The organism is Streptomyces sp. NPDC057253 (assembly GCF_042669125.1).
Taxonomy (GTDB): Bacteria; Actinomycetota; Actinomycetes; order Streptomycetales; family Streptomycetaceae; genus Streptomyces.
Map to the genome: position 1 here is coordinate 1 of NZ_JBHUXV010000199.1, position 11,446 is coordinate 11,446.

Below are 11,446 nucleotides of genomic sequence, written 5' to 3' on the forward strand. Positions count from 1 at the left end.
GGCCCGCTCCGTTCGTGCTGTCTCACCACGTGGCACGCACCTGGCGGATGATCCGCCGGCGCAACCGCACCCTGCGGCTGCCGTCGCGCATGAGGCTCAGTCGGTCCAACTCCCAGTGTCCGTACTCGGCATGGTCCGTCAGCAGGCGTGTGGCGTCCTTGCGGGAGACCCCGCGCGGTACGTACACGTCGACAAATTCGTATTCCGGCATCGCATCTATTGTGCGGGCCGGGGCCCGGTACGGATAGCGTCTGCACTATGTCTGATGCTGTGCAGCCCACCGCTGCCGAGGTACGTGCCGCCGCCGAGGCGGTCAAGACCGCGCTCGACCGCCACCTGGCCGCGGTGGAAAAGAGGTCGGGAGAGGACGACCCGGCCGTCTACGAGGCCTTCAACGAACTGGCCGCGGCCGCCGAGGTGTACGACGAGCTGCTCTACGACCGCTATGACGAGGTCACCCCCTTCGAGATCCCCGGCGCGGACGACGCTCCGCCCTACACCGGCCCCGAGGAGCCGAACGCGCTCAGTGTGCTGATCCGCCGTGACTACTCGGTGGCGGAGCCGCAGCGGCTGCTGGCGCAGGCGCAGCGGGTCGAGGCCGCCGACGAGGGGCTCGGCACGGAGGCCGCGGGCACCGTGCACGGCGCCCTGGGCGTGCTCTTCGGGGAGTTCGAGCCCGACGAGATCGCCTCCCGGCACAAGGAGTTCGGCCTGGAGGAGGGCGATTCCACGCTGTGGGTGACCGCGGCGGACGAACCGGCCGAGCCGGGGGAGTGGCTGGAGGCGCCGTTCGAGCAGGTGGACGTGGAGCGGGTGGTGTGCCGCTTCGACGTCAGCGCGGTGTTCGACGACGACGATGACGACCTGGCCGACGGGGTGGATCTTGAGGACGAGGATCTGGAGCCGTTGGACCTGGATCAACGCTGAGGCCTTGTGACGGCGGCCCCGGAGTTCCGCTCTCCGGGGCTGCTCTTATGCTGTCCGTCCGGTGCCGGTGCCCTTCGGGGGTGCGTCAGGTGGCGGTCGGTGTGGCCAGCAGGGTGGGGAGGCGGGTCGTGCGGGGCTTGGGCGGGATCTCGGCCACCGCTCTGGCCAGGGCCTGGTCCGCGCCCTGGACCACGGAGAGGTGGCGGGCCGCCCTGCCGAACGCGGTGTAGACCCAGGGGCGGGTCAGGGCCTGGGTGGCGTCACCCGGCAGGACCGCCACCACCGCCGGCCAGCGGCCACCGACCGCCTGGTGTGCGGTCAGCGCCCAGCCGTGCCGCACGGACTGCTCCACCCGCTCCTTCGGTACGACCACGTCCTCGCCGCCGCAGCTCAGGTGCAGGCCGTCCGCGTCGGCCTTCACCACGTGGCCCGGGATCGTACGGCCCGGGGTGGGGGAGTAGGCGACGCGGTCGCCCGGGTCGAATCCGCCGAAGCGGCCGGGACCGGGGTTCAGGCGCTCCTTCAGGGCCGCGTTGAGCACGCGGGTGCCCGCGGCGCCGCCGTGGCCCGGTGTGATCACCTGGGTCTGCTCGGCGGGCACGCCGATCGCCCGTGGCACCGAGTCGGCGACCAGCTGCACGGTCCGGTGCACGGCCTCGCCCGCGTCCCGCACCGGCACGATCACGATCTCCTTGCCGGGGGCCTCGACCTTGTTCAGCTCTCCGATGCCGATCCCGGAGACCAGCTCGCCCAGCGGTCCGGGGTCGGGGGTGCGCGAGGCGACCTGCGGACAGATCCGGGCGGCGAGGAGATCCGCGAAGACCCGCCCGGGGCCCGCCGACCACAACACCGCCGGATCCCCGGCCAGCACCAGCCGCGCCCCGTCCGGCAACGACTCCACGAGCAGCGCGGCCGTCTCGACGTCCAGCTGGGGCGCGTCGAGCACGACGAGCACATCGAGATCGAACGCCCCGTCACCGTCCCGCCCGGGCCCTTCGACACCGGAGAGGAGGCCGGCGACGGTGGTGACGGGGTGGGTGGGGGCGTCGGCGCCGGGGTGGTCGCGGTCGGGCCCTGTCTCCGGGGTGTCTTCGGGGTGTGCGGCCCCGGGCGAGGCGGCACCTTCCCGGCCGGCCCGGAGCAGTGTGCTGAAGCGGTCGCGGCCCAGGGGGCTGTGGGTGGCCGCCCAGGCCCGCAGGCCCAGGGTCCGCGCCGCCTCCAGCAGGGCCGCCGGTTCGGCCACGGACGCCTCGCCGCCGGTGTGCAGGACCAGACCGTGGGTCGCGGTCGCGCGGATCAGCTCGGCGGCGGAGCCCTTGGCCGACGCGGCCGCGCGCTCCCAGTCCTCGGCCGAACCGTCCTCCTTGGGCACGGAGTTGATCAGCCGGGCCAGGCCGTCAGCGAGGCTCTCCTCCGCGAGGGCGCAGCGCTCCAGACCGACCAGGATCCGCACCGGCCGCTCCGCGCCCTCCTCGTCGCCCTCGGCAGGCTCCGCGGCGGTCGGGTCGAGAGCGTCCTGGAAGACCAGGGCCTCCGCCTCGGCGATCGTGCTCTGTACGGCCGCGTCGGTGTCCGGCACGCCCCGCTGGGCCAGCGCTGCGGTGAGCGCGGGCATCTCCAGCGCGGTGTGCCCGGCGAGTGCCGCCTGCTCCAGGAGCCAGACGGTGACCGCCCGCCCCCGCCGCTCGTCGTCCGGCGCGCACTCGGCGCCCAGCAGGGCCCGCGCGAACCCGTCGGCCTGCTCGGGCCGTACCCCGGCGACCCGCAGCAACTGCCATGGATCGGCCCGCAGCTCGTCGTCCGCCCCTTCCCCGAGCACCGCGGCCACCTGGGGCGCGAGCCCCTCCGGCGCACCGCCCGCGGCCAGCACCCGCCGGACGGCCTCGACGACCTCCGGCCCGGGCCCGGCGGGGGAACCGCCGCCGCCGGGAGCAGCGACCACGCCGACCTCGACCCCAGCGCGGGCACGGTCCGCCGGTGCCGACACCGGCCGCGGCCGCGCCGCCTCCTGCGCCGGCCGACGCGGTGGCTCGGGCTCGCTGAACACGGCGGCCGCGGGCTTCGCCCCGCTCTCCACGGCCCGTACGGCGGCGAGGAGATCGGCGGCCTTCCCGCTGAGCTTGGCCCCGCTCTCGACGGGCCCCTGCTTCTCCGCCTTGCGCCGGGCGATCCGCTCCCGCTCGACTCGCTGAGCCGCCAGCTCGGCCTCGGCCTCGGACAACTGAGCCTTGTCCGAGCCGTCCCCGGCATCCTTGCTCCCGCCGTCGGCGGCGTCGGTCCCGCCCGCCTCCGCTTCGCCGTCTTCGCCGCTTTGGGCGTCCGCGCCGGCCCCCATGCCGTCGGCCCCCACGCCCTCGGCCTCCGTGTCCGGTGCTGCGTCCGCACCCCGCGGAGCCGGGTGGGTCTCAGGCGCGGCCGTCCGCGTCCCCGGGTCGGTGTTCTCCGTGGGCTCCGGCTCCGTGCTCACAGCGTGCTCCAGTCGTGATCGGGATAGCGGTGCACGGGCGCCGACACATCGTCGAGCGCCCGGCAGATCTCGTCAGGAAGACTAAGGGCCTCCACTGACAATGCCGCCGTGAGCTGCTGCGAGTTGCGCGCGCCGACGATCGGCGCGGCCACCCCCGGCCGGTCCCTGACCCACGCGAGGGCCACCTGGAGCGGGGTGACGGCGAGGCCGTCCGCCGCGGTCGTCACCGCGTCCACGATGCGGCTCGCCGTGTCGTCGAGGTAGGGCGCGACGAAGGGCGCCAGATGCTCCGAGGCCCCCCGTGAGTCGGCCGGTGTCGCGTCCCCGCGGTACTTGCCCGTCAGCACCCCGCGCCCCAGCGGCGAGGACGGCAGCAGTCCGATGCCCAGATCCAGCGCGGCCGGCAGCACCTCCCGCTCGATCCCGCGCTGGAGCAGCGAGTACTCCAGCTGTGTCGCGGCCAGCCGCGTCCGCACCCCGGGCGCCGCCAGCTGCCAGGTCCCCGCCTTGGCGAGCTGCCAGCCGCAGAAGTTGGACACCCCGGCATAACGGACCCGGCCGCTGCCGACCGCCAGATCGAGGGCGTGGAGCGTCTCCTCCAGGGGGGTGCAGGGGTCGTAGGAGTGGATGTGCCAGACGTCGACGTAGTCCGTGCCGAGCCGGGCCAGTGAGTCGTCCAGCGCGGAGAGCAGATGTCCGCGCGAGCCGTCGACGCGGCGGTCCGGGTCGGGCACGCTGCCGGCCTTCGTGGAGATGATCAGGTCCCGGCGCGGGACCAGGCCCTCTATGAGGCGTCCGAGGAGGTACTCCGCCTCCCCGTCGCCGTACACGTCCGCCGTGTCGACCAGCGTCCCGCCCGCCTCCCAGAACGTTTTCAGGAGGTCCGCCGCGTCGTGCTCGTCGGTGTCCCTGCCCCAGGTGAGGGTGCCGAGCCCGATCCGGGACACGCGCAGGCCGGTACGGCCGAGATGCCTCTGCTCCATGAACGCCGAGATTACTGGCCAGAACCTGTCGCGTGGGGGCCTGTGGACAACGGATTCGCACAGGTACGGGGACCGCTGCGACCTGCCCCGGCCGGTTCCGCCGCGCTAAGGTCTGCCCACAAGGGACGTTACTGATCGGTAAGGGGAATCGGCCATGCAGCTCGGGATCAACCTCGGCTACTGGGGCGCCGGAATGGACGCGGACAATCTCGCCGTCGCCAAGGAGGCCGACCGCCTCGGGTACTCGGTCTGCTGGGCCGCCGAGGCCTACGGCTCGGACGCGGCCACCGTGCTCACCTGGGTCGCCGCCCAGACCGAGCGCATCGACGTCGGCTCGGCCATCTTCCAGATCCCGGCCCGCCAGCCGGCCATGACCGCGATGACGGCTGCCACGCTGGACTCGCTCTCGGGCGGCCGTTTCCGGCTCGGCCTCGGTGTCTCGGGGCCGCAGGTCTCCGAGGGCTGGTACGGCGTCAAGTTCGACAAGCCGCTGGCACGCACGCGTGAGTACGTCGAGATCGTCCGCAAGGCCATGACGCGCGAGCGCCTGTCCTACGAGGGGCAGCACTGGACGCTGCCGCTGCCCGGCGGTCCCGGCAAGCCGCTCAAGCTGACCGTGCACCCCGAGCGTGAGTACATCCCGCTGTACATCGCCGCGATCGGCCCGAAGAACCTGGAGCAGACCGGCGAGATCGCCGACGGCGCGCTGCTGATCTTCCCCTCGGCCGAGCACCTGGAGGAGACCGCGATCCAGTACCTGCGGGCGGGGCGGGAGAAGGCGGGCAAGACCCTTGAGGGCTTCGACGTCGTGCCGACGCTGCCGCTCGCACTGGGCGAGGACAAGGACGTGACGGCACTCGCCGACACGTTCCGTCCCTACACCGCGCTGTACGTGGGCGGCATGGGCAGCCGCAAGCAGAACTTCTACAACCAGCTCGCCCAGCGCATGGGCTTCGAGGCGGCGGCTGCCGAGATCCAGGACAAGTACCTGGCCGGCGACAAGAACGGCGCCGCGGCCGCGATCCCGCACGACCTGATCGACAAGACGACGCTGCTCGGCTCGGTGGACCGCATCGCGGACCGGATGAAGCAGTACGCGGCGGCCGGCGTCACGACCCTCACCCTGGCCCCGGCGGGCTTCACCCTCGACGAACGCCTCGCCGCCCTCCGAGCCGGCACGGAGGCCCTGACCCGAGCCGGCCTCGCCTAGCCACCCGCACACCCCCGCAGGCGGGCCCCAGGGCCACACCCCGGGCCCGCCCGCCCCGAATCCCGGACGCAATCACCCTCCCAACAGGACGGCCCCAGACCCCCCGACCCCACCTGGACCCGCCCGGCCCGGCGGCCACCGTCCGTCTGCGTGCACTCGGTCCGGTCCCCGAAGCGCCCCGCCCCCCAAGTCACAGGCCGCCGCGCGTACCCGGTTCAACCGCCGGAGGCAACCGGCCGTGGTGGGGGCTCGGGGGTCTTCCCCGCCACGGCCGTCATGTGAACCAACGCGCTTGCGCCCCCGCGGTTACGCCCCTGTGATGACCCCCCTGTTCCTCCTTTCGGCGGAGTTGTCCGACACAGCTGTTGCAGCACCCCTCGCGCCGCATTTGACTCGTTCTTTGCGGATTGCCGCGGAATCCGGCAGAGAGGTGCCTCACGATGCTTTCGGCCAAGAGTCTGTTCCAGGAGATCCTCGACCACGACGAGTCCTTCCGGCTGTTCTGCTCCATCGCGGCCAGCGGGGAGTCGCAGGGCGGCTGGGAGAACGCCCGTATCGCCGCGCTGGTGCCCCCGGGCGAGCGCGCACTCGCCCCCAAGATCACCCGCCACGGAGCCGACGAGGACAAGCACGGGCGGATCTTCAACGCCCTGATGAAGAAGCGCCGGCTCGAACCCGTCCCGGTCCCCCCGGAGACGGACTACACGATGCTCCTGGAGAAGCACGGCATCGGCCTCGCCCACGACAAGCTCAAGAGCGACGAGCCGCTGACCGTGCAGGACATCGTCACCTACCTCGCGCACAGCAGGGTCACCGAACAGCGGGCCTCCGAGCAGATGGAGCTGCTGCGCAAGCACTTCGCCGACCATCCCGAACTCGGCCGCGCGGTGCGGATGATCTCGGCCGACGAGGACAACCACCTCGCCTACTGCCACGAGGAACTGCTCCGCTTCGCCCGCGCCGGCCACGGCCGAGCCATCCAGCGCACCCTCAGGGAGTGCGCGCTGGCCGAGATCCGCGTCTACCGGGACGTCAGCCTCGCCGTGATGGCCCACATGGGACGCATCCTCGGCTGGTCCCGGGCGAAGTCGGCGCTCCTCGCCGCGGGCATCCACGGCGTCTACGCCTACGAGCGCGCCGCGGGCTGGCGCCGCATGGTCTCCCTCAGGATGCCCGAGCGCCGCGACGCCCTGGGCGGCCCGGCCACCTCCGCCCCCGAGTTCGCCTGAGGAGTCCCGGACGCCGGTCGCAGGGGCGCTACAGCCAGCCCCGGCGCTTGAACGTCCGGTACAGCAGCACTTCCAGGAGGCCCATCACCGCGATCACCGCCGGATACGACCACACCCAGTGCAGCTCCGGCATGTGTTCGAAGTTCATGCCGTAGATCCCCGCGATCATCGTGGGGATCGCGGCCATGGCCGCCCACGCCGAGATCTTCCGCATGTCGTCGTTCTGCCGGACGCTCATCTGCGCGAGATGCGCCGACAGGACGTCCGACACCAGCCGGTCCAGGCCCTCCACGGACTCGTTCACGCGCGCGAGGTGGTCGTTGACGTCCCGGAAGAAGGGCCGCGCCCGGTCGTTCACGAACGGCACCGTGCCGCCGTACGCCCCCACCCCCGCGAGCCGGGTCAGCGGCATGGACAGCGGGACGGTGGCCCGGCGGAACTCCAGGATCTGCCGCTTGAAGGTGTAGATCCGTGACGCGGTGCCGCGCGAGCCGCCGCCGTCCGGCGAGAACACCTCCGCCTCCAGCTCCTCCAGGTCGGTCCCGAGCTCCGTCGCCACCTCCAGATAGTGGTCCACCACGGCGTCGGCGACCGCGTACAGGACGGCCGTGGGCCCCTTGCCGAGCAGCTTCGGTTCCTGCTCCAGGCGGTCGCGCACGGCCTTCAGCGGCGAGCCCACGCCGTGACGGACCGTCACCACGAAGGCGTCGCCGAGGAAGAGCATGACCTCGCCGGTGGAGACGGCGTCGCTCTCCGGCTCGTACAAGACCGGCTTGAGAACCACGAACAGCGAGTCGTCGTACACCTCCAGCTTGGGCCGCTGATGCGCTTTGAGGGCGTCCTCCACGGCCAGCGGATGCAGCCCGAACTCCTTGGTGACCAGCTCGAACTCCTTCTCCGACGGCTCATGGAGACCGATCCACACGAACCCGCCCGCCGACCGCGCCTGGTCCAGCGCGTCGGACAGGTCCTCGGGCCCCTCGGTCCGGTGTCCCTCCCGGTAGATGGCACAGTCGACGATCACGGAGCGTGTTCTCCCGTCGCTCGAAGGACAAGGCATTCCGGCGTACGCCTACCCTTGCCGCATGCCCACGTTGATCCTTGTCAGGCACGGACGGTCCACCGCGAACACCGAGGGACTGCTCGCCGGGTGGACGCCCGGGGTCGCCCTGGACGAGCGCGGCGCCGCCCAGGCCGCCGCGCTGCCCGGACGGCTGGAGGGCGTGCCGATCGCCGAGGTCGTCGCCAGCCCCCTCCAGCGCTGCCAGGAGACGATTCAGCCGCTGCTCGATGCCCGCCCCGGTCTTCCCATGCACTCCGAGGAGCGCATCGGCGAGTGCCACTACGGCGACTGGTCCGGCCGCAAGCTCGCCGAACTCATGGACGAGCCGCTCATGGAGGTCGTCCAGGCCCACCCCTCGGCGGCCGCGTTCCCCGGCGGCGAGTCCATGCGGGCGATGCAGACGCGCGCGGCGGAGGCCGTACGCGAGTGGAACGCGCGCGTGGAGCGCGATCACGGTGCCGACGCCGTCTATCTGATGTGCTCGCACGGCGACATCATCAAGTCGCTCGTGGCGGACGCACTCGGACTTCATCTGGACCTCTTCCAGAGGATCTCCGTAGAACCGTGTTCCATCACCGTCATCCGCTACACACGGCTGAGGCCGTTCCTCGTCCGCCTCGGTGACACCGGTGACTTCGCGTCCCTGGTGCCGCGCGAGGAGGCGGCGGGCGGTGACGCCCCGGTCGGTGGTGGTGCGGGCGCACCGTGATCGTCGGGCGCAGTAGGGTGAAGCGGTTCACACAAGCGCGTTCACGGATGGACGATCCCGCCGTCCCCACCGTTTCCGTCGTACCCGTCGTTCCCGTACCCACGAATCCAATGGAGACAGGACGTGTCCCGTCAGGTGTTCCTCTATGACCCGCCGGACCGCTTCGTGGCCGGCACGGTCGGACTGCCCGGGCGCCGTACGTTCTTCCTCCAGGCCACGGCCGGCCCCCGAGTGACCAGCGTGGCCCTGGAGAAGACACAGGTCGCCGCCCTCGCCGAGCGGATGGACGAACTCCTCGACGAGGTCGTGCGCCGCAGCGGCGGCAGCGCCTCCGTGCCGGCCGTGCCGCCCACCGACGTCGCCGACACCGCGCCCCTGGACACCCCCGTCGAGGAGGAGTTCCGGGTCGGCACAATGGCCCTCGCCTGGGACGGCGAGGAGCAGCGCATGATCGTGGAGGCGCAGGCCCTGGTCGAGCTGGAGGCCGACTCCGAGGAGGACCTCGCCGAGGCCGAGGAGCGGCTCCTCCAGGACGAGGAGAACGGCCCTCCGATGCTGCGGGTCCGCCTCACCGGCGCGCAGGCCAGAGCCTTCGCCAAGCGTGCCCTGGACGTCGTCAACGCCGGGCGGCCGCCGTGCCCGCTGTGCAGTCTCCCGCTCGACCCGGAAGGACACGTATGTCCGCGCCAGAACGGATACCGCCGCGGAGCGTGACCACGGCCGAGCTGCTCACCCGGGGTGAGCTCACGGTACGCGGGCAGATCCGGGACGCCTCCAACGCGGTGCTCCAGTGCTCCGTCTCGTACGAGGGCCAGGAGGTCCTCTGCGTCTACAAGCCGGTCCGCGGCGAGCGGCCCCTGTGGGACTTCCCCGACGGCACCCTCGCCCAGCGCGAGGTGGCCGCCTACGAGGTGTCCGAGGCGACAGGCTGGGGGCTCGTGCCGCCCACGGTGCTGCGCGACGGGCCCTACGGCGAGGGCATGTGCCAGCTGTGGGTCGAGGGCGTGCCGGGCAGCGAACTGCTCGCCCTGGTCGACGCCGAGGAGCCCGAGCCGGGCTGGAAGGCCATCGGCCTCGCCGAGGTCGGCGAGGGCAGGACGGCGCTGCTGGTGCACGCCGACGACGAGCGGCTGCGCAGGCTCGCCGTCCTCGACGCGGTGATCAACAACGCCGACCGCAAGGGCGGCCATCTGCTGCCCGCGGAGGGCGGTCGCCTCTACGGCATCGACCACGGAGTGACCTTCAACGCGGAGAACAAGCTGCGGACCCTGCTGTGGGGCTGGGCGGGGGAGCCCCTGACCGGCGAGGCGGTCGACGTGCTGAAAGGCCTCAAGGAGGCCCTCTCGGGAGAGCTGGCCACCCGACTGGCCGCCCTGATCACCCCCGCCGAACTGGACGCCACACGCGCGCGTGTCGACGCGCTGCTGGGCTCCGGCAAGCACCCCGAACCGAGCGGCGAGTGGCCCGCCATTCCCTGGCCGCCCGTCTAGCGGCACCCTGCACACCGGGCCGTACCGCGCAAGAGGGCCTTACCGGCCATCCGGCCCGGTCCGGTTCGTATACGGAACATCCGTCCGGTTAGGCTCATGACATGCATGCCTGGCCCGCTTCCGAGGTCCCCGCCCTGCCTGGTCAGGGCCGCGACCTGAGGATCCACGACACCGCGACCGGCGGTCTGGTCTCCCTCGACCCCGGTCCCGTCGCCCGTATCTACGTCTGCGGTATCACGCCGTACGACGCCACCCACATGGGGCACGCGGCGACCTACAACGCGTTCGACCTCGTGCAGCGCGTGTGGCTCGACACCAAGCGGCAGGTTCACTACGTCCAGAACGTCACCGACATCGACGATCCGCTCCTGGAGCGCGCCGAGCGGGACAGCGTCGACTGGACCGCCCTCGCCGAGAAGGAGACCGCCCTCTTCCGCGAGGACATGACCGCGCTGCGCATGCTGCCCCCGCGGCACTACATCGGCGCGGTCGAGGCGATACCCGGGATCGTGCCGCTGGTCGAGCGGCTGCGGGAGGCCGGTGCCGCCTACGAGCTCGAAGGGGACACGTACTTCTCCGTCGAGTCCGACCCCAACTTCGGCAAGGTCTCGAACCTCGACGCGGCCGCCATGCGGCTGCTGTCCGCCGAGCGCGGCGGCGACCCGGACCGGCCGGGCAAGAAGAACCCCCTCGACCCGATGCTGTGGATGGCCGCCCGCGAGGGCGAGCCCAGCTGGGACGGCGGTTCCCTGGGGCGCGGGCGCCCCGGCTGGCACATCGAGTGCGTCGCCATCGCCCTCGACCACCTCGGCATGACCTTCGACGTCCAGGGCGGCGGCTCCGACCTCGCCTTCCCGCACCACGAGATGGGCGCCTCGCACGCCCAGGTGCTCACCGGCGAGTTCCCCATGGCCAAGGCGTACGTCCACGCCGGCATGGTCGCCCTCGACGGCGAGAAGATGTCCAAGTCCAAGGGCAACCTGGTCTTCGTGTCGCAGCTGCGGCGCGAGGGCGTGGACCCCGCCGCCATCCGCCTCGCGCTCCTCGCCCACCACTACCGGGCCGACTGGGAGTGGACCGACCAGGTCCTCCAGGACGCCGTGGACCGGCTCGGCCGCTGGCGTGCCGCCGTCTCCCGGCCCGACGGACCGTCCGCCGAGGCGCTCGTCGAGGAGATCCGCGAGGCCCTCTCCCACGACCTGGACGCGCCCGCCGCGCTCCTCGCCGTCGACCGCTGGGCCGCCGCACAGGAGGAGCGGGGCGGCACCGACACCGGTGCGCCCGGCGTGGTGACACGTGCGGTGGACGCGCTGCTCGGCGTGGCCCTCTAGAAGGCCGTACGGAAGGGGCGCTCCTCCCCGCGGGAGG

11 protein-coding genes are annotated in these 11,446 nt (G+C 72.3%); 7 read left to right on the top strand and 4 right to left on the bottom strand.

The window, feature by feature from the left end:
- Positions 1-22: 22 nt before the first annotated feature.
- Positions 23-211, bottom strand: a complete 189-nt coding sequence (locus ACFULQ_RS46375) for a DUF5703 family protein (RefSeq protein ID WP_007380901.1) — start codon at positions 209-211, stop codon at positions 23-25.
- Between the two features lie 47 nt (positions 212-258).
- Between ACFULQ_RS46375 and ACFULQ_RS46380 the strand changes: the two genes are divergently transcribed.
- Entirely contained in the window at positions 259-927 is a 669-nt protein-coding gene (locus ACFULQ_RS46380; protein ID WP_383557087.1) for a hypothetical protein, read from the top strand.
- Positions 928-1,012: 85 nt separating this feature from the next.
- Here the strand turns inward: ACFULQ_RS46380 and ACFULQ_RS46385 are convergent, their stop codons facing one another.
- The gene (locus ACFULQ_RS46385) at positions 1,013-3,394 is read right to left on the bottom strand and encodes a helix-hairpin-helix domain-containing protein (RefSeq protein WP_383557090.1); all 2,382 of its coding nucleotides are present in this window, start codon (positions 3,392-3,394) and stop codon (positions 1,013-1,015) included.
- On the bottom strand, positions 3,391-4,377 hold the full coding sequence (locus ACFULQ_RS46390) for an aldo/keto reductase (protein WP_383557092.1): 987 nt from the start codon (positions 4,375-4,377) through the stop codon (positions 3,391-3,393). Before ACFULQ_RS46390 ends, ACFULQ_RS46385 begins: the two co-directional genes overlap by 4 nt.
- A 154-nt stretch (positions 4,378-4,531) precedes the next feature.
- On the opposite strand from ACFULQ_RS46390, the gene ACFULQ_RS46395 reads away from it, so the two are divergent.
- Together ACFULQ_RS46395 and ACFULQ_RS46400 are read left to right on the top strand one after the other, a co-directional pair.
- The gene (locus ACFULQ_RS46395; protein WP_383557095.1) at positions 4,532-5,587 is read left to right on the top strand and encodes an LLM class F420-dependent oxidoreductase; all 1,056 of its coding nucleotides are present in this window, start codon (positions 4,532-4,534) and stop codon (positions 5,585-5,587) included.
- Between the two features lie 440 nt (positions 5,588-6,027).
- Positions 6,028-6,816 carry a ferritin-like domain-containing protein gene (locus ACFULQ_RS46400; protein WP_383557098.1) on the top strand — a complete coding sequence of 263 codons (789 nt, stop codon included), beginning with the start codon at positions 6,028-6,030 and terminating at the stop codon, positions 6,814-6,816.
- Positions 6,817-6,844: 28 nt separating this feature from the next.
- On the opposite strand, the gene corA is transcribed toward ACFULQ_RS46400, so the two are convergent.
- Positions 6,845-7,840, bottom strand: coding sequence for a magnesium/cobalt transporter CorA (gene corA, locus ACFULQ_RS46405; RefSeq protein WP_383557101.1), 996 nt, complete (start codon positions 7,838-7,840; stop codon positions 6,845-6,847).
- A gap of 61 nt (positions 7,841-7,901) precedes the next feature.
- Between corA and ACFULQ_RS46410 the strand changes: the two genes are divergently transcribed.
- The 4 genes from ACFULQ_RS46410 to mshC all read left to right on the top strand — a co-directional run bounded on the left by ACFULQ_RS46410 (position 7,902) and on the right by mshC (position 11,409).
- The gene (locus ACFULQ_RS46410) at positions 7,902-8,588 is read left to right on the top strand and encodes a histidine phosphatase family protein (RefSeq protein WP_383557104.1); all 687 of its coding nucleotides are present in this window, start codon (positions 7,902-7,904) and stop codon (positions 8,586-8,588) included.
- Positions 8,589-8,711: 123 nt separating this feature from the next.
- The gene (locus tag ACFULQ_RS46415; protein WP_123759678.1) at positions 8,712-9,302 is read left to right on the top strand and encodes a DUF3090 domain-containing protein; all 591 of its coding nucleotides are present in this window, start codon (positions 8,712-8,714) and stop codon (positions 9,300-9,302) included.
- Positions 9,266-10,078, top strand: coding sequence for an SCO1664 family protein (locus tag ACFULQ_RS46420; RefSeq protein WP_383557106.1), 813 nt, complete (start codon positions 9,266-9,268; stop codon positions 10,076-10,078). Before ACFULQ_RS46415 ends, ACFULQ_RS46420 begins: the two co-directional genes overlap by 37 nt.
- 101 nt (positions 10,079-10,179) lie before the next feature.
- Positions 10,180-11,409: a cysteine--1-D-myo-inosityl 2-amino-2-deoxy-alpha-D-glucopyranoside ligase gene (gene mshC / locus ACFULQ_RS46425; protein ID WP_383557107.1), complete on the top strand. Its 1,230-nt coding sequence runs from the start codon at positions 10,180-10,182 to the stop codon at positions 11,407-11,409.
- The last annotated feature ends 37 nt before the right edge of the window (positions 11,410-11,446 follow it).